Raw genomic sequence first — 24,655 nt, 5'->3', positions numbered from 1 at the left:
CTGGCCTCGTGATGTTGGTATCATAAACAGATACGCACAGAAGTCAACAGAACCGTATCTTAAAGAGATACGGCTTTTGCCGCCCCCGCCACCGTTCGATGCCGCCCGATCGGCAGCATCATCGGCTTGCCCGAGGTCGGATCTTCGATGACCCGGCTTTCGATGCCGAAGACGTGGCGGACATTCTCCTCCGTCAATACGTCCTCCGGCGTGCCGAAGACATGCAGCTTCCCGTCCCTCATGGCGACGAGATGATCGGCATAACGGGCTGCGAGATTGAGATCGTGCAGCACCATGACGATGGTGGTCTCCCGGGCGTGGTTGAGATCGGTCAGAAGATCCAGCACCTCGACCTGGTGGCTAATATCGAGGAAGGTGGTCGGTTCATCCAGCAGCAATATGTCTGTCTGCTGAGCGAGCGCCATGGCGATCCAGACGCGTTGCCGCTGGCCGCCGGAAAGCTCGTCCACCGGCCGCTCGGCCAGTTCCACCGTATCGGTTGCGACAAGGGCTGCGGCGACGGCCTCGTCGTCCTGTCGCGACCAGCGGGCGAACAGGCCGTGATGCGGGTGCCGGCCACGGCTGACGAGATCGGCAACCACAATGCCCTCCGGCGCTATCGGCGATTGCGGCAAAAGGCCCATGCGCCGTGCGAGGTCGCGTGAGGGAAGACGATGGATCGATTTTCCATCGAGCAGAACCTGACCGGCGCGCGGCGCAATGAGCCGCGACATGCTGCGCAGCAGGGTGGACTTGCCGCAGGCATTGGCGCCGACGATGACGGTGATCTTCCCGCGCGGAACGGTGAGATCCAGCCCGTCGATGATGAGGTTTTCGCCATAGCCGGCCGACAGGCCGTTCACGGAAAGGGAGTGACCGGTCATAACGAGCCTCCGCTGCGGTTGACCCGCACGATAAGGTAAATCAGATAGGGTGCACCGAGCGCGCCGGTAACGACGCCGACCGGGTAACGGCCCGGCAACAGGAACTGGCCGCAATAATCGCCAACCAGCACCAGCGCCGCCCCAACCAGCGCCGCAGGAAGGAGCAGCGAGCCGTTGCTGCCGACGATACGCGCCGCAATCGGCCCGGAGAGGAATGCGACAAACGCGATAGGCCCCGAGACCGCCGTTGCAAAGGCGATCATGCCAACGGCGGCGATGATGACGATGATGCGCGTTCGCCCCACCCGCACACCAAGCGCTGCGGCAGCGTCGTCACCCAGTCTCAACGCTTCCAGATCACGCGCACGGCTGAGAAGCAGGCCGCCGGACAGGATGAGGGCGATGAGGAGCGGCAGCAGTTGCGCAATTTTTGCACCATTGACGCTGCCGGTCAGCCAGCGCATCGCCTCCTGCAACGTCCATGCCGGCGCAACGGAGAGGATATAGGCGATGAAGCTTTCCAGCATGGCTGAAACGCCGATGCCGACGAGGATCAGCCGCGTTCCGGCCACGCCGTTGCGGAAGGACAGGAGATAGACGAGAAGTGCAACGCCAAGACCGGCCACGACGGCGAAGACCGAGACAAGCGGCCCGTTCATCTGCAGGACGACGATGGCGAAAACGGCTGCCGCGCTCGCCCCGGAACTGATGCCGATAATGTCAGGGCTGGCGAGCGGGTTGCGCAGCATGATCTGGAAGGCGACGCCGCCAAGCCCGAAGCTCAGGCCTGCCAGAATCGACAGCAGCGCGCGCGGCAGGCGCAACTGCCCGACGGTGAAGGTTACCCCGGCAATGTCCTCCCCCAACAGAACGCGAATGACATCGCCGGGCGGCGTGAAGGACTGCCCGAGCATCAGCGTTGTTGCGAAAGCGGCAATCAGGAGCGCCGACAGGGCGGCGATGACAAGGCGACGCCGGCGCTGACGGGCATGGCGATTGAAGACGAGATTGTCGATGACGGGAGCGTATATGGTCACAATTCACGCACCCTCTGGCGCCTGACAATCCAGATGAAGAAAGGCGCGCCGACAAGGGCGGTGACAATGCCGACATCGAGTTCGGACGGCCGCGCCACGATGCGCCCGACAATATCGCCGGCAAGCAGCAGACATGCCCCGCCGAGCGCCGAGAACGGCAGCAGCCAGCGATTGTCCACACCGACGAGCAGACGGCAGAGATGCGGCACCACCAGCCCGACAAAACCGATCGGCCCGCAAATGGCGGTGGCCGCACCGCAGAGCAGGATGGCGCCGCAGGAGGCCACGGCTCGGGCGACCGCAACATTCTCGCCAAGCCCGGCGGCGAGTTCATCTCCAAGCGCCAGAGAATTCAGCTTGCGCGCCGAAAGCAGGCTGACGATGAAGCCGGTGGCCAGAAAGGGCAGCACGGTCTCGATTCGCTCGAAAGTCGCCCCGCCGACGCCGCCGATCTGCCAGGAGCGGATGCCGCCGGCAATATCGCTGCGCGGCAGAACGACGGCGATGACGAGTGAGGAAAAGGCGACGGAGGTGGCGGCGCCCGCAAGTGCGAGTTTCAGCGGGGTCGCCCCGCCTCGCCCGAGCGAGCCGACAACATAAACGAAAACCGCTGATACCCCCGCCCCGGCAATTGCGACCATGATGAAGGCCTGAGCCGAGGCGATGCCGAACCAGACGATGCCGATGACGACGGCGAGCGACGCCCCCATGTTCACACCGAGAATGCCGGGATCGGCAAGCGGATTGCGCGTGACACCCTGCATGATGGCCCCGGCCAGCCCGAGTGCGGCGCCGGAGAGCAGGGCAAGCAGCGTGCGCGGCAAACGCACGGCAACCGCCGCCTCGGCAACCGTCTCGACGCGGCCGCTGAGCCCGCCAACAATATCCGCAAAAGAGACGTCACGCGTGCCGATGGCGACGGACAGCGCACAGAGCAGCGAGAGAAGCGCCAGCACCGCGCCGAGCCAAGCCGTTCGCACGCGGTTGGAGCGTCCGGCGAGCAGCACGGCCGTCGCTTTGCCGGATCCAGACATCGTCACTGCGATGTCCCGGAGGATTTGTCGGCAGCCTTTGCCAGAAGATCGGCATAGTCCTTCAACACCCACGAAATCGACAGCGGCGTGGGATTGGAGGCGGTGCCGAGCGGGTCGCGGCCCAGCATGACGATGGCATTGTTGGCAACGGCCGGCATGCGGGCGAGAAGCGGATCGGCGCGCATGGCGTTCAGCAGCGGCTCACTGCCATAGGTCACGACGATATCGACATCGTCGAAGGCATCCACACGTTCAGCGCTCACGCCGGCGGCGAATTGCCCCGGCTTCGTGGCTTCCACGACGCTTTTCGGCGAGGCAAGTCCAAGATCGGTGAAGAACTTCACCCTGGTGTCATTGGCCGTATAGAAATTGACGACGCTGAGATTGGTGGCGTCGAGATGGGTGACGAACATGGCTGATTTGCCCTTCAACTGCGGGTGGCCGGCAACGACCTGCGCGATCTCACCCTCGATGCGTTTGATGAGCTCCTCACCTTCCGCAACCATGCCAAGGCCGGCGCTGTTCAGCCGGATCATTTCGCGCCAGTCCGTCGCCCAGGGAGAAACGGGATAGGCAACGACAGGGGCGATCTGGCTCAGCGTATCGTAGTCGGACTGGCTGAGGCCTGAATAGGCGGCAAGGATGACATCCGGCTGCGTCGCCGCCACGGCCTCGAAATCGATGCCGTCGCCCTCGTCGAACAGCACAGGCTTTGCCGGTTCGAGTTCGGTAAGCCGCTTCGCCACCCATGGCAGCAGGCCGTCGCCATCATCATCGCCGAAATTGGCCGCCGCAAAACCGACGGGCACTATGCCGAGCGCCAGCGGCACCTCATGGTTGGCCCAAGCGACAGTCGCGACCCGCTGCGGTTTCTTCGCAATCGTGGTCGTGCCGAAAGCATGTTTGATGACGACGGGATAGCTGGTCGTCTCCTCCGCCGAGGCCATATTCGGCGCGATCAGCGACAGGAAAAGCACAAATACCGGCAGGACGCAGCGAAACGGGCGAAGCATTGGCGAGCTCTCAAAAGTTCAAAAGTGGACTTGAACTCTCAGCTTCAATTGCCTCCGTCAAGCCCAGGCAAGAAATGCCGTCGCAACAGCGGTGAAATTTCCGGGGTTTTGTACAAAACCGCAAAAAGTTACAATACCGGACAAACTTTCTCAAGTTATTGGGCGCTTCGAGAGTGGGCCGTGGAAGCGGCGATCGGGGCATCAACTTCTGGAACATACGAATGAATATCGAAACCGAAGGCAGACACCGCAAAACCGCGCGACGTCGTTATCAGGATGCGGCGCTGCTTGCCTGCACGGCGCTTGTCGCCACCCTGCCCGGCCCCTTGCTGGCGCAGGAGGCTGCCACCACGAACAGCAGCACGGTTCTGGAACGGATCACCATCGAAAGCGGTGACAATGACCAGAAGTCCATCGTCGCCAACCGCACGACGAGTGGCAGCAAGATGGCGACCGATATTCTCGACACACCGGCCTCGGTCTCCGTCATCACCGCCAAGGAAATGCAGCAGCGCGGCGTGCAGAGCGTGGAAGAAGCGCTGCAATATACCGCCGGTGTAACCACGGATTTTTACGGCTCCGACGACCGGTTCGACTATTTCAAGATTCGCGGTTTCGACGCTTATACCTATCGCGACGGGTTGACGCTTGGCCGTCCCTTCGGCGCGCTGCGCGAGGAAACCTATGCCTATGAGCGTGTTGAAGTGCTGAAGGGCGGCAATTCCACCACCTTTGGCGTCTCAGATCCCGGCGGCTCGGTGAATTACTCCACCAAGGTGCCGAAACGCACCCGTTTCGGTGAAGCCTATGTCACCGGCGGCTCCTATGGCCGCGCCGAAACCGGCTTCGATTTCGGGGACAACATCACCAGCGACGACACGCTGTCCTATCGCCTGACCGGCAAGCTCAGAAATGCCGATGCGGAATATGACTATTCCCGCGACGACGAGAAATTCTTCATGGGCGGCCTGACATGGCGTCCCACGGACGTCACCAGCCTTACCGTAGTTTACGATCATCTCAACAAGGATGGCGTTCCGGGCGGCGGCGGCCATCCCGTCGGCTCGCATTTCGACCGGAGCCGTTTCTTCGGCGAACCGGACTACAATTATCGCGGCACAAACCGCAATTCGCTGAGCGTGATGTTCGACCACGATTTCGGCTCCGGCCTGACGCTGAGTTCCAACGCCCGCTACAGCAAGGCGAATACGGACTTCGGTTATGCTTACATCTCGTCCACGCCGACCAACGGTTCGACAATCGCCAACCGGTCCTATTTCGGCAACGACACCGAGACCGAAAACTTCCTGGTCGACACGCGCCTGCAATACGATACGCGGTTTGAAAATGTCGAAAGCCGCAGCCTCGTCGGCGTCTTCTACAATGACTACACCTCCGGCAGCAAAAACTACTTCGGCGCTGCGCCGAGCATCAACTGGATGAACCCGGTCTATACCGGCGCACCCGCTTCAGTGCCGCTCTATGCCGACTCCCTGACGGACCAGAAGACCAAGGCGATCTATCTCCAGCAGGACTTCACCTTCTTCGACAGGCTGATCGTCAGCGCCGGCCTGCGCAACGACTGGATCGACACCGAGCAGACCAACCGCCTGCGCGGCACCTCAGCGAGCGGCGACATCAGCGAACTGACCAAGCGTATCGGCGTGTCCTACAAGGTCACCAATGAAATCGCGCCCTATATCAGCTACGCCGAATCGGTGGTGCCCGCATCGGGGCTCACCGTTGAACCGGAGCGCGGCGAACAGATCGAAGTCGGCGTGAAATATCGTCCGGACGCTTTCCCGGCCCTGTTCACCGCGTCGATCTACGATCTGAAGAAGAGCAACATCACCGTCACCAGCCCGATCACCAGCCTGCCGACGACCATCGGCGAGGTGCGTGTGCGCGGTCTCGATCTCGAAGCCAAGGCGGAAGTCACCGACAATCTCAGCCTGACGGCCGCCTATTCCTATCTCGACGCGGAAATCACTGAAAACGGCACCGGCGGTAACGTTGGCAACCGGCCGCAATTCGTGCCCGAGCATCAGGCCTCGCTGTGGGTCAACTACACGCTTGCGGGCAACGACCATTTCGGTGACATGACCTTCGGTCTCGGCGGTCGCTATACGGGCGCTTATTATTTCGACAATGCCAACAAGGTCGAAACCGGAAGCAGCGTGACAGTGGATGCGGCGTTCAGCTACAAGATTCAGGAAACCGCCTCGCTGGACGTCAATGTTTCCAACATCTTTAACGAAAAACACGTCTCTTATGGCGGGTTCGGCGCTGACTTTTACAATCCCGGCCGGGCGTTTTCCGTAACTTTGCGAAAGACATGGTGAAAATCGATATTAGCAATATTTTTCAATATATTGAATAATTTCCCTAATGCACCACGTCATCCTCGGGCTCGTCCCGAGGATCTAACCACGCCTCATCAAGTCTGAAGGTCGCAGATCCTCGGGACAAGCCCCATGATGAGGAAAGGTGAGGTTTGCGGCCTCACCAAAACACTGCGCATCGACCTCACCCAGCCTCAAAGCAGCCGGTGCAGCCGTCGCCAGGCGGCTGGTGTGTTGCCCACGGACTGGCGGAAAGCCTTGGTCAGATGGGCCTGATCGGAAAAGCCGAGCTGGGCGGCGATATCGGCCACCGTCAGATCGCCTTCCAGCAGAAGTTTCTGGGCGGCATTGATGCGCCGCTCCAATTGCCATTGCAGCGGCGTCTTGCCGGTGGTCTGGCGAAATACGGTGGCGAACCAGCTTTCCGAAAGCCCGACAATATCGGCCATTTCGGCAACCGTCATGCGGTCGTCGCCACGCTTTTCGACCTGGGCAAGAAGCTTGTTCAACTGCGCCTGCGTCAGCCTGCCATTGACCTGCTCCGGCGAAGGGCCGGGAATATCCAGCAGGCCGGCAACGATGCTGCCGACGAGGCTTTCCGCATAGACCGCATGTTTCGAGGGTTCAGCCAGCTCATCGACCAGCAGGCCGGCAAGGGTTTCCACCGAGCCGATATCCTGTATCTCGACCGGACGGCGCAGCGCCGTCATCGCCGCCGAACTGCCGACAGAGGGCGACAGAAAACGCAACAGGCGATCCTTGTGAATATGCAGATTGAGATGCGAGAACCGATGCGTGGCGCTGCTGCTTGTCCACATCGGCACGCCAGCCGGCACATAAACCGCCCGTGTCATCGGCCGCGAATGGTTGGTGAACTCGCCATTGCGGTTGGACATGCTGATGCGCGAGGAAACATCGTTGAAAAAGATCATGATGCGCGGATCGGCGGCCAGATAATAACCCTTCGCTCCCATCTGGCTTTCCGCTTCCCAGAACGCACTGACCAGCCCGTCGAACTGGCGCCATTTCACCGGCGCAGTAACGCTGATCCCTTCCGTGTGCCAGGTCATGGAATGCCAGAAACTCAATGCGGGTACCGTCCGGTTGTCGGGTCTGGGGTGAGCGTATGGAAAGACGGGCGCACCACGCCAGTCATCGCGCTCTGCCCCAATAACATGACTTATCAATTCATGTTAATAGCAAAGATCGTTATAAAGAGAAACATTCGCTGACGCGACGGCTCTGGAACCTCTGAGCGAAACGTCCGTTGAACTCCTGACAGGAACGCAACACGGGAGATTCATCAATGGACAGCAAAAAGGAACCGGGCAACTTCGCCGACAAGAAACGGGAAGAAAAGGGCCGAGGCGTTATCGTGGCCGGGCCGGATGCGCACGAAAACGAAAAAAGCGGCAAAGCTCCCTCGGCAAAGGCGGAAAAATCTTCATCGGGCAAACCGGTTGCGGCTTCTGACCGGCGATAGCATGCCGGATCGAGCGGTGGCTGATGCGTCCTTGCCAACCCAGATAGAAAAAACACCTCCCCGATCGCTCAGGGAGGTGTATCATCATTAAACAGTCGGCCTTTGCTTACAGAAGGTCGAAACGGTCGGCGTTCATCACCTTCGTCCAGGCGGCGACGAAATCACGCACGAATTTCTCCCTGCTGTCGTCCTGCGCATAAACTTCCGCATAGGCGCGCAGGATGGAGTTCGAACCGATGACGAGATCCACGCGGGTCGCCGTGTACTTGGCGGCTCCAGTCTTGCGGTCACGAATCTCATAGAGATTGTTGCCGGTCGGAACCCAGGAATAGGCCATGTCCGTCAGCGTCGTGAAGAAGTCCGTCGTCAGCGCGCCGGGCTTGTCGGTAAACACGCCATGCGCCGTACCGGCATAATTGGCGCCGATGACGCGCAGACCGCCGATGAGGACGGTGAGTTCCGGCGCGGTCAGGCCGAGAAGCTGCGCGCGGTCCAGAAGCAGTTCTTCGGGGCTGACGACATAGTCCTTCTTGACCCAGTTGCGGAAACCATCCGCCAGCGGCTCAAGCGGGGCAAAGCTGTCGGCATCCGTCTGCTCGGCGGAAGCATCGCCACGGCCGGCCGCGAAAGGCACGGCAATGTCGAAGCCGGCCGCTTTCGCCGCCTGCTCCACACCGTAATTGCCGGCCAGAACGATCACATCCGCGATGCTTGCGCCGGTGTCACGGGCAATCGGTTCCAGAACCGAGAGCACACGGGACAGACGGGCGGGCTCATTGCCTTCCCAGTCCTTCTGCGGTGCAAGGCGGATGCGCGCGCCATTGGCGCCGCCGCGCTTGTCAGAACCGCGGAAGGTGCGGGCGCTGTCCCAGGCGGTCGAGACCAGATCGGCAACGGAAAGACCGGAAGCCGCGATCTTCGCCTTGACGGCGGCGACGTCGTAGCTTGTGGAGCCTGCGGGGATGGGATCCTGCCAGATCAGGTCTTCCGCCGGAACGTCCGGGCCGAAATAACGGGACTTCGGCCCCATGTCGCGGTGGGTCAACTTGAACCATGCACGGGCGAAGACCTCGGAGAAATGGTCCTGATCGTCCTTGAACTTCAGCGAAATCTCGCGGTAGATCGGGTCGACCTTCAGGGCCATGTCGGCATCAGTCATCATCGGAATGGTGCGGATCGAGGCATCCTCGACGTCGACAGGCTTGTCTTCCTCGGCGATGGTGATCGGCGCCCATTGTGATGCACCGGCGGGGCTGTGGGTCAAAGTCCACTCATGCTTGAACAGCATATCGAAGAACCCATTGTCCCACTTGGTCGGCTCGCTCGTCCACGCGCCCTCGATGCCGGATACCACCGTGTCGCGACCGATGCCGCGGCCCTTGGTATTGATCCAGCCGAGACCCTGAAATTCCGGACCTGCGGCTTCCGGATCGGGGCTGAGGTTGGCGGCGCTGCCATTGCCATGCGACTTGCCGATGGTATGGCCGCCGGCGGTCAGCGCCACGGTTTCCTCGTCATCCATGCCCATGCGGGCAAAGGTTTCGCGCATCTGCGCCGCCGTCGCCAGCGGATCGGACTTGCCGTTCACGCCTTCCGGGTTGACGTAGATGAGGCCCATCTGCACGGCGGCGAGCGGGTTTTCCAGCGTCGCGGGCTTGGTCACGTCGCCGTAACGGCCGTCGCTCGGCGCCAGCCATTCCTTTTCGTCACCCCAATAGGTGTCCTTTTCCGGAGCCCAAATATCTTCGCGGCCGAAAGCAAAGCCGAAGGTCTTCAGACCGGCGACGTCATAGGCAATGGTGCCGGCGAGCGCGATTAGGTCTGCCCAGGAAATCTTGTTGCCGTATTTCTTCTTGATCGGCCACAGGAGGCGGCGGCCCTTGTCGGTGTTGACGTTGTCCGGCCAGGAATTGAGCGGCGCAAAACGCTGGTTGCCGGTGTTTGCGCCACCGCGACCGTCAGTCACACGGTAGGAACCCGCCGCATGCCAGGTCACGCGCGCCATCATGCCCACATAGCTGCCCCAGTCCGCCGGCCACCAGTCCTGGCTGTCGGTCATCAGCGCGCGCAGATCGGCCTTCAATGCTTCGACGTCGAGCGTCTTCAGGGCTTCACGATAGTTGAAGGAGGTGCCGAGCGGATTGGTCTTGGTGTCGTGCTGGTGCAGGATGTCGAGGTTCAGCGCATTCGGCCACCATTCGGTTACCGATTTACCCGAGGCCGTATTGCCTCCATGCATGACAGGACACTTGCCAGCCGGTTTTGAAGTTGCGTCCATTTCGCCCTCCGATGGGTTTAACAATTAAACGAAATAATTAATTCGACATGTGCGGCGTTGAGAGCCAGAGCCAGCGGCAGGTCATGGGAAAACCGTGCAGCGACGCTGGTAACCTCTCACAGCTACAGCTTCTTTCTGTCATGAAGATGACTAACAGCCGGGTTCCATAATTTCCAATTGTATATTCTAAAGGCTGCGATATGCTGAGCTTATGATTTCGCTCTCCATGAAACATCTCCGTTATTTCGACGCTCTGGCCAAGATCGGCCACTTCGGTCGGGCGGCGGAGGCGTGCGCGATTTCCCAACCTGCACTATCTTTGCAGATCCGGGAACTGGAGGAATTGATCGGTGCGCCGCTCGTCGAACGCGGCAGCCGCCAGATCAGGCTGACCGCGCTTGGCGAGGAATTTGCGGAACGCACCCGGGCCATCCTGCGTTCGGTGGACGAGTTGCAGGATCTGGCGCGTGCGGGGCACGGCCCTCTCAGCGGTCGCCTGCGCATCGGTGTCATTCCCACCGTCGCGCCCTATCTTTTGCCGCAGGTGATCAAGACGCTGACCCGGCATTATCCCGGACTCGAAGCACGCCCGCGCGAGGCGGTGACACAGAAGCTCATCGAAGACCTTCTCGAAGCCCGGCTCGACATGGCGATCGTCGCCCTGCCCGTCTCGGAACCGGCGCTGGAGGAGGTTCCGCTGTTTTCGGAGGAATTCATTCTGGTGCGGCCGATGGAGGATGCGGGCATGCCGGTGCCAAGCGCCGACAAGCTGGGCGAAATGCGCCTGCTGCTGCTTGAAGAAGGCCATTGCTTCCGCAACCAGGCGCTTTCCTTCTGCAGCACGACCAATGCGCCGCCGCGCGTGCTGATGGAAGGCTCCTCGCTCTCCACCCTCGTGCAGATGGTCGGCGCCGGCATCGGCGTCACACTCATTCCGCAGATGGCCGTCGATATGGAGACACGGCAATCCACCGTCTCTGTGTTCCGGCTGGCGGAACCGCGCCCGTCGCGCACCATCGGCATCGTGTGGCGCAAGAGCAATCCGCTCTCGGCGCAGTTCAGCCATATCGCCGAAATCGTCCGCGAATGCGGCCTTCAGAAACTCGGCCTGCCTTGAAGACGACAGACACATCAATATCAGGAAAGCGAATGTGAGCAGGCCGAATTACCGCGATATCGCCCGCCTCGCAGGCGTTGGAACCGCCACGGTCGAGCGGGTGCTAAACGGGCGCGGCGGCGTTCGTGCCGAACTCGTGGAAAAGGTCGTTCTTGCCGCACGCACACTGGATTATCCGCGCACCCTGCCGGAGACCCACCGAGGCCTCTTGCGCATAGAAGTGCTGATGGTACGCCCGGACACCACCTTTTACCGGCGGCTTTCCAAGGCCTTCGAAAGAATTGCGGCAACGCTCGACCCTCTCGTCGTTGTCCACCGCAGCTTCGCCGAAGAGATGAAGCCGGACGAGCTGGCGAGCCGCATCACCGCCGCCGCAGAGGCGCGCGCGGGCCTTATCCTCGCCAGTCCGAGCAGCCCGGCGGTTAGCGCCGCCGTCGAGGCGGCGGTGGCGCGCGGCGTGCCGGTCGTGCATGTCGTCACGCGCGCTTCGGCGGAAAAGGGCGAATTCATCGGCATCGACAATGGCGCGGCGGGACGGACGGCGGCGCATTTCATCACCCGCATGGCGCGCCAGCCCGGCCCGGTCATCGCGCTCTGCCATCCGATCTATCAGGTCCACCGCGACCGTATCGGCGGCTTTTCCGATTACTTCCGAGATCATCCCAGTGAACATCGCTTCGAATGGCTGGGCTTTACCCGCGACGACGAATATTACGGCGCCGAGGCCCTGCGCATGGCGCTCGATCTCTATCCCGACATGGCCGGACTCTATAATGCCGGCGGCGCGAATGCCGCCCTGATCGACGTTCTTCGCCGGCATCCGCGCGGCAGCGAGATATTCTTCGTCGGCCATGAATTGACCGATTATACCCGCAAGGCGCTGAATGACGGCATCATGGATATCGTGCTTGATCAGGCCCCCGAGGCGCAGGCCCGCCGGGCGCTGGATCTCGTCCTTCGCCGGATCGGTCTCACCGATATTGAGCCCGATAACGCGCCCATTCGCTTCGTCACCATCACCGCCGAAAGCCTTTGATCTGATTTGATCAAGGAAGGCTTCGGCGTTCACCGCCCGCCCTGCTAATTTCTCTTCAGGGAGGAAAGCCGCAGAGCGCGAGAGTGCCGGCGGCCATGGCGTGTAAACGCCCTTCTTCATCGTGAAAACTTGCGCGGGCGCATCGGGAGCGATCGTCCGAAGGAGAGCGCTATGGACGATCTGAAATATGGAACGCGTAACAAGCGCGGCGACTGGGCGCCCCACCAGCCGGTGGAAACAGCACCGCTCTTTGCCTTTCCGCCGCGCTTCGTGGCGGTGCTGAAGTGGCTCCCGCATTATTTTTTTCCGTGGAATGCGATCTTCGCGCTTTCTGCAGTCGGCTACTGGGCCTTTGTCATTCCGCCCGACGAAACCATGGCCACGCTTGGCTTCGGCTGGATCGCCTGGCTTTATGCGGTCAATGCGGTCTGCGTCTTTCTCTTCTACGGCGGTTTCGAACTCCATCTCTATATTCTGAAGCGGCAGGAAAACCGCTTCAAATATAACGGCAAATTTCCCGCCGAACAGAAGAGCAATGCCTTCTGGTTCGAGAGCCAGAACCTCGACAACATCCTGCGCACCTTCCTTTCCGGCGTGACGATCTGGACCGCCATCGAAGTGGCGATGTTGTGGGCCTATGCCAATGGTTATGCGCCATGGCTCAGCTTTGCCGAAAATCCATGGACGCTCGCAGCCGTGGCGCTCGTTGTGCCGATCATCCACGAATTTCACTTCTTCTGCATTCACCGGCTCATCCACACGCCGCTGCTTTATAAATGGGTGCATTCCGTCCACCACAATTCGGTGAACCCGTCGCCCTGGTCGTCGCTATCCATGCATCCGGTCGAGCATCTGCTTTATTTCGGCACCGCCTTTTATCACCTGGTCCTGCCGTCCAACCCGGTCCTCATGCTTTACCAGCTGCATTATGCGGGTTTCGGCGCGATCCCCGGCCATGTCGGCTTCGACAAGGTTGAGATCGGCGAGGACAAGCTGGTCGATAGCCATGCCTATGCGCATTACCTCCACCACAAATATTTCGAGGTGAATTACGGCGACGCCCTCATCCCGCTCGATAGGTGGTTCGGCACCTGGCACGACGGCTCGGCCGAGGGAGAAGCCCGCATGCAGGAACGCTATCGCAAACGCAAAGAAAAACTCGCGGCCCGCAAGACGCGCAACACCATCGGGGAGGCAGCCGAATGAACTGGGTTTCAGCCTGCAAACTGGAAGACATCGAACAGGAAGGCGCGATCCGCTTCGACCACGCCGGACGCACCTATGCGATCTACCGCGGTCCGGATGACAGCGTTTATTGCACAGCCGGCCTCTGCACCCATGAGGCCATCCATCTCGCCGAAGGGCTGGTGATGGATTTCGAGGTGGAATGTCCCAAGCATTCCGGCGCCTTCGATTATCGCACCGGCGAGGCGCTGCGGCTGCCCGCCTGCGAAAACCTGAAGACCTATCCGGCGCAGGTGGTGGACGGCGAAGTACGCATCACCATCGGCTAGGCCGGGCTTTCGAGCAGGCCCGAAAGGGCCTCCGGAATGCACCCGGGCGGCCCGGCGCCCCAAGGGAGGACAAACATGAAATCCATCTGTACCATGGCCGCTCTGGCGGTCCTTTTCGCCGGCACGGCATCGGCCGAGACCATCGGCGTTTCAATGCAGAGCTTCGACAATAATTTCCAGACCCTGCTGCGCGAAGGGCTTGGCGCCCGGGCATCGGAGATCGACGGCGTCAAGATCCAGGTCGAGGACGCGCAGGCCGATATTTCCAAGCAGCTCAACCAGGTCAATAATTTCATCGCCGCAAACGTCGACGCGATCATCGTGACGCTGGCAGACACCTCGGCCGCACCCGGCATCAGCGATGCCGCAGCCAAAGCGGGCATTCCGCTGGTCTACCTCAATCTCGAACCGGACAATGTCGCCAAACTGCCGGAAAAGCAGGCCTATGTCGGCTCACGGGAAACCGATGCGGGGCGGCTGGCCGGCGAAGCGGCCTGTTCGCTGCTCAAGGAGAAGGGAAAGGCCGCCGACGCGCAGGCCTATATATTGATGGGCGATCTTGCCCATCAGGCCTCGCGCGACCGGACCTCGTCCTTCAAGCAGGCGCTCAAATCCGGCGACTGCAGGGCCGTCACCATCGCCGACGAGCAATCGGCCGCATGGACACGGACAACCGCGATGGACATGACGACAAACTGGATCACCGCCGGCCGACCGATCGACGTCGTCTTCGCCAATAATGACGAGATGGCGATCGGCGCGGTTCAGGCGCTGAAGGCGGCCAGCGTTTCGATGGACGATGTGATCGTCATCGGCATCGACGCCACGCCGGACGGTCTCGCCTCCATGGCCGCTGACGATCTCGACGCCACGGTGTTCCAGAACGCCAAGGGGCAATCGACAAGCGCGCTCGATGCCGCCGTCGCCCTGATACGCGGCACGCCGGTCGACAAACAGGTCATGGTTCCGTTCGAACTGGTGACGCGGAAGAACATGACCGACTACGCCAGCCGAAACTGATCCTCCCCCAGCCGGTGCCCCCTGAAAAGCGCGCCGGTCCCTTCTCACGGAGATACCATGGACGCAATCGTCATCATCGGCGCCGGCGAGGCGGGCACACGTGCCGCCTTTGCGCTGCGCGAAGCGGGCTTTGCAGGCAACGTCACGCTGGTCGGCACGGAGCCGCACCCACCCTATGAACGGCCCCCGCTCTCCAAACCGCTCGAAGGGGCGGTGCGGATGAAACCCATCTGCGGCGACGGAGCACTGGAGGCTGCCCGCATCTCCTATCGTCAGGGCGTATCGGCGACCCGGATCGATGTGAAAGACCGCCTTGTGACGCTTGATGACGGGCGGGCGCTCGGCTATGACAGGCTGCTGCTTGCAACCGGGGCACATCCGCGAAAATTAACATGCCCCGGCGCGGGGCTGGCGCTGGATTTCCGCACCCACGCGGATGCGCAGGCGATTTTCTCCCGCACAAATAGCGGCGCCCGGATTGCGATCATCGGCGGCGGGCTGATCGGAATGGAACTTGCGGCGGTTCTGCGCGGCAAGGGGCTTGCGGTCAACATTATCGATGCCGCAACACGGCCGCTCGGCCGTGCGGTTCCCCCGCGTTTTGCCGAAAGGATACACAAGCGCCATCTCGAAGAGGGCGTGAATTTCCATCTGGGAAAGGGCGTTTCGGAAATCACGCCGGAAGCAGTTTTGCTTACCGAAGGCGCGCGCGTACCGGCCGATATAGTCGTCTCCGCCATCGGCGTCCTGCCCAATGTCGCATTGGCGCAAACGGCTGGGCTTGCGATCGGAAACGGCATTCTGACCGATGCTTTCCTGCGCACCAGCGATCCCCATATCTTCGCGGCGGGCGATTGCGCGGCCGTCTCGCAAGCCGCCGGCGGACATATCCGGTTTGAAAGCTGGCGCAATGCCCGCAGCCAGGCAGAGGTCGCAGCGCATAACATTCTTGGCGCAAACGAGGCCTTCGCCGCCCTGCCCTGGTTCTGGTCGGATCAATATGATCTCGGCCTTCAGGTCGCGGGCCTGCCGCAGCCGGAGCATCAGAGCGTCACCCGACCGCTGGGCGAGGGCGAACTGGAATTCTACCTTCAGGACGGCCGCCTTGTCGCCGCCGCCGGGCTGGGCGTCGGCAACAGCGTCGCCAGGGACATAAAACTGGCCGAGATGCTGATCGCCGCCGGCATCAATCCCGACCCGTCGGCTCTTGCCGACCCCGGCGTCAATCTCAAATCATTGCTGAAAAGCGCACGGGCGGCCTGATGCAGAAGCTGCTCGTCTTTCAATCGCTGTGGGCCATGGAAAGGCTCTCCGGCGATAGCCATGAACCCAGCCTTGAGGAAAACATAGCCCGGATCGCCGCAGCCGGTTTCGATGGCGTCAGCGCGCATTATACCGACCGTGCGGATGTGCAGCGTCTCAATAGGGCGATCCGTGGCACGGGCCTTCGGATCGAAGGTGTCTGCTTTCCGCGCAGTATCGAGGATCTGCGCCACACGTTGGCGCTGGCGCAGGAGTTTCCCGTCAGCCATATCGATCTGCAGGCGGATATCCGTCCGCGCCGGGTGGAAGATTGTCTGCCGCTTCTCGACGGCTGGATGCGGCTTGCCGAAGAGGCGGGCGTTCCCGTCTTCATCGAAACCCATCGCAACCGGATGACCAGCGATCTCCTGTTCACGCTCGACCTTCTGGAACGGCGGCCCGAACTGCCGCTGCTGGCCGATCTGTCCCACTATCTCGTTGCCCGCGAATTCGCCTTTCCAGTCGAAGATGAAAGCCAGCGGCAGATCCGCCGCATCCTTCGCAATGCGCAGGCCTTTCACGGACGGATCGGCTCCTGCGAGCAAATCCAGATCGAGATTTCCTTCGCCCATCACCGCCCATGGGTCGATCTGTTTCTGAACTGGTGGGACTATGGATTCCGCCACTGGCGATCGCTTGCGCCCGATAATGGTGAGCTGGTCTTCACCTGTGAACTCGGCCCCAGCCCCTATGCCATCACCGGCCGGGACGGCAGCGATTCCACCGACAGATGGATGGAATCGCTGCAACTCAAGACGATGGCGCAGACGCTATGGGCGCAAACCGCTCATTCTGCGAGCGGGATCGCGACCGTCTCCGATCTCAACCGCTGATCTTATCGCGACGCGGCCTTTGCGGATCTGTCGGTCCATTCGGGTGGCGCACCGAACTTGTCGGCCACCATGCCCTGCAGGCCGCGCGAGCGGCCATAGGCATCGCATTCGACATATTTCGGTTTTCCGCCCAGGGCGGACCGGATTCGATGGCCGGAGGGGATAGAGAGGTTCAGCCCGTCGGAGACCTTGCCTGTCACCAGAATGCGCGAGAAGTAGTTGGAGAAATCGGCGGCTAGCTCGTAGGCATCTCCGATTTCCGAGACGCGGGCGTTGCCCGTGATGGAATTCGCTCCCTTGGACCAGACGGCCGCAGCGCGCTGGACGCCGGTGCTGTCCACCGCCTCCGCCTCGACGGCGAGGCCGCCAAGCCCGAATGGAAGACGCGGCACGCTGACCGGCAGGACGAAGCCGCTGCCGAGCGTCACGGCCGTCGATACCCCGGCCATGGTCTTATCGGTCGGCACCAGATCGGTGATGACCGTGCGCACCGTCATGTCCGCCGGCTGGCCCAGCGCGGCAATCCGGTATTTATCGCTGAGCGCCACGCAGATGGCGCGATCCAGCGCATTCGAAACAAGGACACGGTCCTTTTCCGATGTGACCCGTGACGAGGCCGCAAAGGAGAAGGTGGTCGGCACGATGGCGACGGTCTTGACCCCGGCCAGTCCGTTAGCGTCCACGAAGGTGCGCGATTTGGTGAACTTGCCCTTGACCGGGCTGAGTTGCGCATAGGAGGTCAGCGTACCGCCTTCCTTGAGCGGCACGGACGTGCAGCCGGACATGATGATGGCAAAGGGCAAGGTGGCGAAGGCGACGCCGCGACCGCGGGAGGCCCTGTCGCCGGAAGCCCTGGCAAACAGACTGCACTGTTGTTTCACTGCACGTACTCCAGTTGGCATGGTTGATCCTGTGCCCCACACGGTACGACAGTGAAAATTGCGGCAACATTACAATTGCCCGCCCCTGAAAGCGCGCGCAACGCAGGATCAGAAACGCAACCGGAAGGTGCTTCCGAAGGCGCTGCTGTCCAGAAAGATTCGCCCGTTATGGTTGGCGACGATCTGCTTGACGAGGCTGAGGCCAAGGCCGGCCCCGGTGCTGCGCGGTGTAACGCGATAAAAGGGCTCGAAAATCCGCTCCCGCTGATCTTCGGCTATCCCCTGTCCCTCATCGGAAACCGCGATCTCGCCACTGGCGAGAATCGAGACGTGGATCATCCCCCTGTTTCCGCCATGGTCGATGGCGTTGCGCACGATGTTACTGATGGCGCGCGGCAAGGTGAACGGGTTGCCCAGTATTTCATAGCGCGCGACCTGCGTTTCGAAGGAGATATCGTAGCCCGCCGCAAGCGCGAGCGGGGCCAGATCGGCAACGACAGTGCGCGCCGTCTCGACGAGGTCCAGCGTTTCGCGCCGGTCGTTCACCTGATCGTTTCTTTCGAAGGCGAGAAGCTGTTCCGTGGTTTCCCCAAGCCGCGCGACATCCTCCATCAGGCGTTGCTGCTCGGGCCCGGGCAGGCCCTCTATTCGGGTCTGCATGATCGCAATCGGCGTTCTCAGCTCATGTGCCGCATCGATGAGAAAACGCTGCCGCGCCCGAAACTGCTCTTCAAGCCGTTCGAGGATGCCGTTGAAGGCAAGGATCAGGGGCACCACCTCCCGCGGCACATCCTCGACCGGAAGCTTCGAGCCCGGCCGGCGCGGGTCGATCTCGGGAGCCTTTTTGACGACGGAATTGAGGCCGGCAAGCGCCTCGCGCACGATGCGGGGAACCGAGAAGAACACGGCAGGCAAGATGACAGCCAGGAGGGGAACGTAAATCTTGTAGGTTCCGGCAAGGAGCGCCAAAAACTGCCCCCTCATATGCGTGGTTCCGCCGAACATGACCCTGACGGAACCCCACTTCGTCTCCATGCTTTCAACCAGGGCGACCTCGGAGACGCCCTTTCCGCCGCGAATATCGGCATCCGTCAGCAAATGCAGATACGGCGACAATTCCTCATAAACGGCAGGCACGGCGCCATAGCTCGCCACCCGCCCGTCCAGCGTGGAAGCCACGAACCAGAGCGTTGAGTTCTCCGCCTTCAGGGCCTGCAATGCCGGGCCATTGGTAACGACCAATCCTTTTTGCGGATCGAGCGAAAGCGACTCATCGAGTGTTGCCGACAGATCGTCCCAGAGCGCAATATTGGGCGAAAGCATCGTCATGCCGTAAAAGCAGAGGCCGATGATGACCACGGCAATCATGGCGGAGACGACGACGCTGAGCTGCCAGCTCAGTTTCCACCACAAGGACGAGTTGGAGGTGCCCTGCGCTTTCATGCCTCTTCCTTCAACAGATAACCGATGCCGCGAATATTATGGACGCCAACGCCTGCGGAGGCATCGAGCAGGCGTTTTCGCAGCCGCGATATATGCGCGTCGAGCGCATTGGACTGGATCTCTTCCTCGTAATTGTAGACGGCCGCCTCAAGCGTGGAACGCAGCACGGATTTGCCCTTGCGCTTTGCCAGCGCAACGAGAATCGCAAGCTCGCGCCTTGGCAGATCGAAGGGAGCGGAATTGATCGTGACGCTCAGATGGAGCGGATCGATAACGATGCGGCCGGCTGTGATTTCGGCCGGCGCAAGATTTGCCGGCCGTCTCAGAACCGCACGCACCCGCGCCAGCAGCTCACCGACGAGAAACGGCTTGCCGAGATAGTCGTCGGCGCCGCCATCCAGTCCGGCGATGCGGTCTTCCGGTTCGTTCAATGCCGTCAACAGTATGATCGGCGTGTCAATGCCGGCGTGGCGCAGCTGCGGAATGAAGGCAAGTCCCTCCCCGTCCGGCAGGCGGCGATCAAGCAGAATGGCGTCATAGACATGCTGGCGCGTCAGTTCCATCGCATCGCCGAGCCACATCGTATGGTCGATGACGATGCCCTGCCTGCCGAGCGTCGCCGTCAGCGCATCCGCCATTGCCTTTTCGTCTTCGATCAACAGAAGTCTCATGCGTCACCGTCCCTTCGCATTCCCTTGTCTGCCAGAAAGGTTGCGGCAGTATTGCGGCAAAGAAGACGCCGGAGCATTTCCAACCCGGTGCATAACGGTTTCCCCTCCGAAAAGGCATGAAATCAGGGCGATGGAACATCAGACCCTGCCGTTTAAGCAGCTGCGTTCGCAAGGGTAATGCTGCTGCAATTATGGACACCTATCCAGATGCCATACGCCTCAAGAGAGGCAATGTAACCGCCTGAGCGGCGGTACCGGTATGGAAAGGATTTCAGCATGTGGGTGAAGAGAACCATCAAGGCGGGGATCGCGCTTGCAGGTTGCGTTCTCGTTGTCACCGCTCTCGATCCGGCGCGCGGCAGTGTCGATGCGAATGAGCGTGTCAAAGGCATCGTGAACGGGCTCGTCGAGACTGCCGCGATGAGCCCGGCAGGCACTCCGTTCGAACTGACGGCGACCGAAACGGCGAAGATCGGCACGCGCCCGATGGTGGAGCGGCTTGGCATCAGCGGCGAACTTCAGCCCATCACCCGTGTGGTGATCCGCGCCCGTGAAGCCGGCAAGATCGTCGAGATGAATGTCCGCGACGGAGACGCGGTGCAGGCGGGCGAGCTGCTCGTGCGTTTCGAAACCGACGAGCTGCAATCGACGCTTTTGCTGCGGCAGAGCGACCGGGATGCGGCCGAGGCCGAGCTGATGCTGGCAATGCAGGCCCTGACGAGAACCGAACAACTTGCCCTGAAAAACATCGCTTCGGCAGAACAGCTCGACAAGGCGAAAAGCGATGTGGCGGTGAAGACGGCAAGGCTCCAGAGCCTTTCGGCGCAGACGGATATTGCCCGTCTCGCCCTTCGCAATGCCGAAATCCGTGCGCCCTTCGGCGGAACCGTCACCCGGCGGCTGGCCGAGACGGGATCGCGCGTCGGTGCGGATGGCGAGCTTCTCACGCTGGTCGATACCAGCGTGCTGGAGGCGAAGGTTCTTGTCGCCACGCGCGATGTTCCGCGCGTCGCCCTCGGCCAGACGGCGGAACTGGAGATTGACGGCCTTGGCGGCCAGATCGTCAAAGCCACGGTCGACCGCATCAGCCCGGTTGCCGAAGACGGCACCCGCTTCGTCGCGGTCTATCTGCGGCTTGCCAATCGTGACGGCCGGCTGTGGGGCGGAATGTTCGCCAGCGGATCGATCCTGCTGCGCGAGAAAAACGATGCGCTCGTCGTTCCCGCGATCGCGCTGCGCAAGGATGAGACCGGTTACCATGTGCTCAAGGTGCAGGACGGCCATCTTCGCCGCCAGACAGTCACGGTGGGAGCGCGCTGGAACGGCGGCAACCTGATCGAGATTGCCGCGGGGTTGAAGGATGGCGAGACCATCCTGACCGCGCCGCTTCCGCAATTGCGGCCCGATATGGCCGTCACCGTCGATAAGGCAGGCTGACATGTTCTTGACCCGCATATCCGTTACCCACCCCGTTTTCGCCACCATGATGATGGTGGCGCTTCTGGTTATGGGCGCCTTCTCCCTGCAACGGCTTGGGCTGGACCAATATCCCAATGTCGACGTTCCCGTGGTGGTGGTCGTCACCTCTTATCCCGGCGCGACGCCGGAGACGGTGGAAACCGAGGTGACACGCCCGGTCGAGGATGCGCTGAACGCCATTGGCGGTCTCGATGAGGTCACCTCCACCTCTTATGAGGGGCGCTCCGTCGTCGTCGCGAAATTCAAGCTCGAGGTCCGCAGTTCAGCCGCCGCGCAGGAGGTGCGCGACAAGATCGCCGCCATCGAGGCGAATTTTCCGGAAGACGCCAAAAAGCCCGTCATATCGAGGTTCGACCCCGCCGCCGAGCCGGTTCTGTCGGTGGCGATCAGTTCGACATCGCTCGATGTGCCCGCTCTCACCAGCCTTGCCGATCAGAAGGTGGTGCGGCAGCTGACGACCGTTGCCGGCGTCGGCCAGGCAACGCTGGTCGGCGCGCGCAAACGGCAGATCGATGTGACAATCGACGAGACGCGCATGCGCGCCCTGGGGATCGGCATCAACGAGGTGGTGAATGCGCTGCGCACCGGCAACAGCAACAGCCCGGCCGGAAGCGTCGTCGATCCCGTCTCCGAACGCACGATCCAGGTGCAGGGGCGTATCGAGGAGCCGCAGGCGCTGCTGGATATGGTCGTGGCAAGGCGCGGCGGCGCGGCCATTGCGCTTCGCGATGTCGCCACGCTTTCCGAAGGAGCGGCCGATGCCGAAAACCGCGCCCTCTATAATGGCCAGACGGCACTGGCGATCGACATCGTCAAGGTTCAGGACGCCAATACGGTTCAGGTCGCGACGGATGTGAGGAAGCGCCTCGATGCGCTCAATGCCGAGCTTGCCTCGCAGAAACTGCAATTGCGCGTCGTCACGGATTCATCGATACCGATCCGCGAATCCGTCAGTCAGGTACAGACGACGCTGATAGAAGGTGCGGCGCTCGCCGTCGCCATCGTCTTCCTGTTTCTAAACTCCTGGCGCAGCACGGTTATTACCGGGCTGACATTGCCAATCGCAATCATCGGCACGCTCGCGGTGATCCATTTCCTCGGCTTCACGCTCAATACGCTCAGCCTGCTGGCGCTGACGCTTTCCATCGGCATTCTGGTGGATGACGCCATCGTGGTGCGCGAAAACATCACCCGCCATCTTCACATGGGTAAATCGCATCTGCGTGCGGCCCTCGACGGCACCAACGAAATCGGGCTTGCGGTAATCGCAACAACGGCGACAATCGTGGCAGTCTTCCTGCCGGTCGCCTTCATGGACGGCATTGTCGGCCGGTTCTTCTACGAATTCGGCGTCACCGTTTCCGCCGCCGTCCTGATCTCGCTCTTCGTCGCCTTCACGCTCGACCCGATGCTGTCCAGCGTCTGGTACGATCCCGACGCCCAGCCCGATGCGAAGCGCGGGCCGGTGGGCCGCTTGATCGCCCGTTTCGACCGCGGCTTCGAATGGATGGCCGGGCAATATCGCCGTGCCATCGGCTGGACCCTGCGGCATCGGCTCGTCACCCTGCTAGTCACGTCGGGCATCTTTATCGGCAGCCTGTTCATGGTGCCGCTGGTCGGCACGGAATTTGTTCCGAATGCCGATGAGGGCCGCTTCCAGGTCAATATTACCGCGCCGGTCGGCTCCTCGCTGGACTATACGACAACGAAGGTGCGGCAGGTGGAAAAGGCCCTGAAGGAATTTCCGGAAGTCGAGACGCTTTATTCCACCGTCAATACCGGCGGCGCCGCCGGCAAGCATCGGGCCGCCATATTGGTGGGGCTGGTGCCGCTCGACATGCGGAGCCGGACTCCACTCTCCCTTGCCGAACCGGTTCGCAAACGCCTGTCAGCCATACCGGGCATAGAGGTCACGATCCTGCAGAATGGCCTTGGCGGCGGCGAAAGCCCGGTGCAGCTCAGTATCCTCGGCGACGACCGGGCGGTCCTCGAAAAAATCGCCACCGGTCTGGTCGAAGACATGAAGAAAATCCCCGGACTCGTGGATGTGACCTCCAGCGCCAGGGATGTGACTTCCATTCTTTCGGTCCGCCTGAAGCCTGCGGCGGCGAGCGATCTCGGCATTGCCCGCTCCGATCTTGCCGCAGCGCTTTCCCCCCTCATCGGCGGCGAGGATGTGTCGAAATGGACGGATGCGGACGGCAACAGCTACGATATCGTCATCCGCCTGCCCGTCGAGCGGCGGTCCGATGCTGCAGGTCTCGGTGAATTGATGATCGCAACCGGCCGCACGGCCGCGAACGGCGCGCCGCTGATGGTGCGTCTCGATCAGGTTGCAGATATCGGCATCATGCCGGCCCCCGCCGAAATCCGCCGTATCGACAATCGCCGCGAAATACTGGTTTCGGCCAATATCGCCGGCCGCACGCTTGGCGAGGTGACGGAGACGTTGCAGGGCCTGACCGCCGGTCTTGACCTGCCGAACGGCTATCGCATCCGCTTCGGCGGTGACGCCGAAACCATGCAGGAGACCATCGGCCACATGGCCACGGCGCTTACCATGGCCGTCATCTTCATCTACATCGTGCTCGCCTCGCAATTCGGCAGTTTCATGCAACCGCTCGCCATCATGGCGTCCCTGCCGCTTTCGCTTGTCGGCGTCCTCATCGGGCTGATGGTGGCCGGCAGCACGATCAACATGTTCTCGCTGATCGGCTTCATCATGCTGATGGGCCTCGTGACCAAGAACGGCATCCTTCTGGTCGATTTCGCCAATCGCGAGCGGCGGCGTGGGCTTTCGCTGAACGAGGCTCTGGAAAACGCCGGCGTCATCCGCTTCCGCCCGATCATCATGACGACGCTCGCGATGATCTTCGGCATGATCCCGCTCGGTCTCGCCGTCGGCGGCGGTGGCGCGCAGCGTGCGCCGATGGCCCATGCGGTGGTTGGCGGCCTCATCAGTTCCACGCTGCTGACCCTGATCGTGGTGCCGACCATCCTGTCCTATATAGACAGCATCGTCAGGCGTTTTACCCGCCTGTTGCCGAAAGCGCCGGACGAGGCGGCGGGAACGGCCATGCAGGACCGACCGGCGGCCGCGGCCTAGAGCATTTCCCGTGACGAAGGGTTCCACAGTACACGACGCAACGGTTTCCTGTGCCGTTGCACGCCCACCTCCGTCATTCCGGCCTTGAGCCGGAATCCAGCCGACGCGTGTCTACGCGGCGAGAAACTCCCTTCAGCCCAAGGACTTGGGCTGGCTGGATTCCGGCTCAAGGCCGGAATGAC

The 24,655-nt window shown here is 61.7% G+C and carries 20 protein-coding genes; 11 read left to right on the top strand and 9 right to left on the bottom strand.

The window, feature by feature from the left end; translation table 11 throughout:
- Positions 1–59: 59 nt before the first annotated feature.
- Genes L904_RS06460 through L904_RS06445 form a run of 4 tightly spaced genes read right to left on the bottom strand, consistent with a single transcriptional unit; the run spans position 60 to position 3,968 of the window.
- A complete protein-coding gene (locus tag L904_RS06460) occupies positions 60–884 on the bottom strand; it encodes an ABC transporter ATP-binding protein (protein WP_020809321.1) in 825 nt (274 codons plus the stop codon).
- Positions 881–1,921 carry an iron chelate uptake ABC transporter family permease subunit gene (locus L904_RS06455; protein ID WP_020809320.1) on the bottom strand — a complete coding sequence of 347 codons (1,041 nt, stop codon included), beginning with the start codon at positions 1,919–1,921 and terminating at the stop codon, positions 881–883. Before L904_RS06455 ends, L904_RS06460 begins: the two co-directional genes overlap by 4 nt.
- Positions 1,918–2,955 carry a FecCD family ABC transporter permease gene (locus L904_RS06450; RefSeq protein ID WP_371259434.1) on the bottom strand — a complete coding sequence of 346 codons (1,038 nt, stop codon included), beginning with the start codon at positions 2,953–2,955 and terminating at the stop codon, positions 1,918–1,920. Before L904_RS06450 ends, L904_RS06455 begins: the two co-directional genes overlap by 4 nt.
- 2 nt (positions 2,956–2,957) lie before the next feature.
- Complete coding sequence (locus L904_RS06445; protein WP_020809318.1) at positions 2,958–3,968, bottom strand: iron-siderophore ABC transporter substrate-binding protein; 1,011 nt, start codon at positions 3,966–3,968, stop codon at positions 2,958–2,960.
- A 221-nt stretch (positions 3,969–4,189) separates the two neighbouring features.
- Here L904_RS06445 and L904_RS06440 point away from each other — a divergent pair, with 221 nt between their 5' ends.
- The gene (locus L904_RS06440) at positions 4,190–6,310 is read left to right on the top strand and encodes a TonB-dependent siderophore receptor (protein ID WP_020809317.1); all 2,121 of its coding nucleotides are present in this window, start codon (positions 4,190–4,192) and stop codon (positions 6,308–6,310) included.
- Between the two features lie 194 nt (positions 6,311–6,504).
- Here L904_RS06440 and L904_RS06435 read toward each other — a convergent pair whose 3' ends face one another.
- Entirely contained in the window at positions 6,505–7,398 is an 894-nt protein-coding gene (locus tag L904_RS06435) for an AraC family transcriptional regulator (RefSeq protein ID WP_020809316.1), read from the bottom strand.
- 218 nt (positions 7,399–7,616) lie between these two features.
- On the opposite strand from L904_RS06435, the gene L904_RS28060 reads away from it, so the two are divergent.
- Positions 7,617–7,793 carry a hypothetical protein gene (locus L904_RS28060; RefSeq protein WP_003521762.1) on the top strand — a complete coding sequence of 59 codons (177 nt, stop codon included), beginning with the start codon at positions 7,617–7,619 and terminating at the stop codon, positions 7,791–7,793.
- A 106-nt stretch (positions 7,794–7,899) separates the two neighbouring features.
- On the opposite strand, the gene katG is transcribed toward L904_RS28060, so the two are convergent.
- A complete protein-coding gene (katG, locus tag L904_RS06430) occupies positions 7,900–10,071 on the bottom strand; it encodes a catalase/peroxidase HPI (RefSeq protein WP_020809315.1) in 2,172 nt (723 codons plus the stop codon).
- A gap of 211 nt (positions 10,072–10,282) precedes the next feature.
- Between katG and L904_RS06425 the strand changes: the two genes are divergently transcribed.
- From L904_RS06425 to L904_RS06395, 7 genes are all read left to right on the top strand, one after another.
- Complete coding sequence (locus L904_RS06425; RefSeq protein ID WP_020809314.1) at positions 10,283–11,188, top strand: hydrogen peroxide-inducible genes activator; 906 nt, start codon at positions 10,283–10,285, stop codon at positions 11,186–11,188.
- A 34-nt stretch (positions 11,189–11,222) separates the two neighbouring features.
- Positions 11,223–12,224 (top strand): LacI family DNA-binding transcriptional regulator, encoded by a 1,002-nt coding sequence (locus L904_RS06420; protein WP_020809313.1) that lies wholly within the window; start codon positions 11,223–11,225, stop codon positions 12,222–12,224.
- Between the two features lie 171 nt (positions 12,225–12,395).
- Positions 12,396–13,430 (top strand): sterol desaturase family protein, encoded by a 1,035-nt coding sequence (locus L904_RS06415; protein WP_035264263.1) that lies wholly within the window; start codon positions 12,396–12,398, stop codon positions 13,428–13,430.
- On the top strand, positions 13,427–13,738 hold the full coding sequence (locus L904_RS06410; RefSeq protein ID WP_020809312.1) for a MocE family 2Fe-2S type ferredoxin: 312 nt from the start codon (positions 13,427–13,429) through the stop codon (positions 13,736–13,738). Before L904_RS06415 ends, L904_RS06410 begins: the two co-directional genes overlap by 4 nt.
- Before the next feature lie 75 nt (positions 13,739–13,813).
- Positions 13,814–14,758, top strand: coding sequence for a substrate-binding domain-containing protein (locus tag L904_RS06405; protein ID WP_020809311.1), 945 nt, complete (start codon positions 13,814–13,816; stop codon positions 14,756–14,758).
- Between the two features lie 57 nt (positions 14,759–14,815).
- Positions 14,816–16,021, top strand: a complete 1,206-nt coding sequence (locus tag L904_RS06400; protein WP_020809310.1) for an NAD(P)/FAD-dependent oxidoreductase — start codon at positions 14,816–14,818, stop codon at positions 16,019–16,021.
- Positions 16,021–16,893, top strand: coding sequence for a sugar phosphate isomerase/epimerase (locus L904_RS06395; RefSeq protein WP_020809309.1), 873 nt, complete (start codon positions 16,021–16,023; stop codon positions 16,891–16,893). Before L904_RS06400 ends, L904_RS06395 begins: the two co-directional genes overlap by 1 nt.
- A gap of 2 nt (positions 16,894–16,895) precedes the next feature.
- Here the strand turns inward: L904_RS06395 and L904_RS06390 are convergent, their stop codons facing one another.
- From L904_RS06390 to L904_RS06380, 3 genes are all read right to left on the bottom strand, one after another.
- The gene (locus L904_RS06390) at positions 16,896–17,774 is read right to left on the bottom strand and encodes a DUF3313 domain-containing protein (RefSeq protein WP_020809308.1); all 879 of its coding nucleotides are present in this window, start codon (positions 17,772–17,774) and stop codon (positions 16,896–16,898) included.
- 108 nt (positions 17,775–17,882) lie between these two features.
- Complete coding sequence (locus tag L904_RS06385; RefSeq protein ID WP_020809307.1) at positions 17,883–19,217, bottom strand: HAMP domain-containing sensor histidine kinase; 1,335 nt, start codon at positions 19,215–19,217, stop codon at positions 17,883–17,885.
- Entirely contained in the window at positions 19,214–19,888 is a 675-nt protein-coding gene (locus L904_RS06380; RefSeq protein ID WP_020809306.1) for a response regulator transcription factor, read from the bottom strand. The genes L904_RS06385 and L904_RS06380 overlap by 4 nt, the downstream gene beginning before the upstream one ends.
- Before the next feature lie 276 nt (positions 19,889–20,164).
- On the opposite strand from L904_RS06380, the gene L904_RS06375 reads away from it, so the two are divergent.
- Entirely contained in the window at positions 20,165–21,325 is a 1,161-nt protein-coding gene (locus L904_RS06375; RefSeq protein ID WP_020809305.1) for an efflux RND transporter periplasmic adaptor subunit, read from the top strand.
- Position 21,326: 1 nt separating this feature from the next.
- Complete coding sequence (locus L904_RS06370; protein WP_020809304.1) at positions 21,327–24,473, top strand: efflux RND transporter permease subunit; 3,147 nt, start codon at positions 21,327–21,329, stop codon at positions 24,471–24,473.
- Positions 24,474–24,655 lie beyond the last annotated feature (182 nt).

The sequence above is a fragment of the Agrobacterium sp. LY4 genome, from assembly GCF_001526585.1.
In the GTDB taxonomy this organism is placed as follows: Bacteria; Pseudomonadota; Alphaproteobacteria; order Rhizobiales; family Rhizobiaceae; genus Agrobacterium; species Agrobacterium leguminum.
Note: the sequence above shows the minus strand (reverse complement) of the source record. Positions and strands in the feature narration are given on the sequence as shown.

Excerpts from the sequence above, each read along its gene's own strand:
- L904_RS06410 (WP_020809312.1), top strand. The coding sequence starts at position 13,427 with ATGAACTGGGTTTCAGCCTGCAAACTGGAAGACATCGAACAGGAAGGC.
- L904_RS06405 (WP_020809311.1), top strand. The coding sequence starts at position 13,814 with ATGAAATCCATCTGTACCATGGCCGCTCTGGCGGTCCTTTTCGCCGGC.
- L904_RS06385 (WP_020809307.1), bottom strand. The coding sequence starts at position 19,217 with ATGAAAGCGCAGGGCACCTCCAACTCGTCCTTGTGGTGGAAACTGAGC.
- katG (WP_020809315.1), bottom strand. The coding sequence starts at position 10,071 with ATGGACGCAACTTCAAAACCGGCTGGCAAGTGTCCTGTCATGCATGGA.
- L904_RS06445 (WP_020809318.1), bottom strand. The coding sequence starts at position 3,968 with ATGCTTCGCCCGTTTCGCTGCGTCCTGCCGGTATTTGTGCTTTTCCTG.
- L904_RS06395 (WP_020809309.1), top strand. The coding sequence starts at position 16,021 with ATGCAGAAGCTGCTCGTCTTTCAATCGCTGTGGGCCATGGAAAGGCTC.
- L904_RS28060 (WP_003521762.1), top strand. The coding sequence starts at position 7,617 with ATGGACAGCAAAAAGGAACCGGGCAACTTCGCCGACAAGAAACGGGAA.
- L904_RS06425 (WP_020809314.1), top strand. The coding sequence starts at position 10,283 with ATGATTTCGCTCTCCATGAAACATCTCCGTTATTTCGACGCTCTGGCC.
- L904_RS06380 (WP_020809306.1), bottom strand. The coding sequence starts at position 19,888 with ATGAGACTTCTGTTGATCGAAGACGAAAAGGCAATGGCGGATGCGCTG.
- L904_RS06415 (WP_035264263.1), top strand. The coding sequence starts at position 12,396 with ATGGACGATCTGAAATATGGAACGCGTAACAAGCGCGGCGACTGGGCG.
- L904_RS06370 (WP_020809304.1), top strand. The coding sequence starts at position 21,327 with ATGTTCTTGACCCGCATATCCGTTACCCACCCCGTTTTCGCCACCATG.
- L904_RS06400 (WP_020809310.1), top strand. The coding sequence starts at position 14,816 with ATGGACGCAATCGTCATCATCGGCGCCGGCGAGGCGGGCACACGTGCC.
- L904_RS06460 (WP_020809321.1), bottom strand. The coding sequence starts at position 884 with ATGACCGGTCACTCCCTTTCCGTGAACGGCCTGTCGGCCGGCTATGGC.
- L904_RS06375 (WP_020809305.1), top strand. The coding sequence starts at position 20,165 with ATGTGGGTGAAGAGAACCATCAAGGCGGGGATCGCGCTTGCAGGTTGC.
- L904_RS06450 (WP_371259434.1), bottom strand. The coding sequence starts at position 2,955 with ATGTCTGGATCCGGCAAAGCGACGGCCGTGCTGCTCGCCGGACGCTCC.
- L904_RS06440 (WP_020809317.1), top strand. The coding sequence starts at position 4,190 with ATGAATATCGAAACCGAAGGCAGACACCGCAAAACCGCGCGACGTCGT.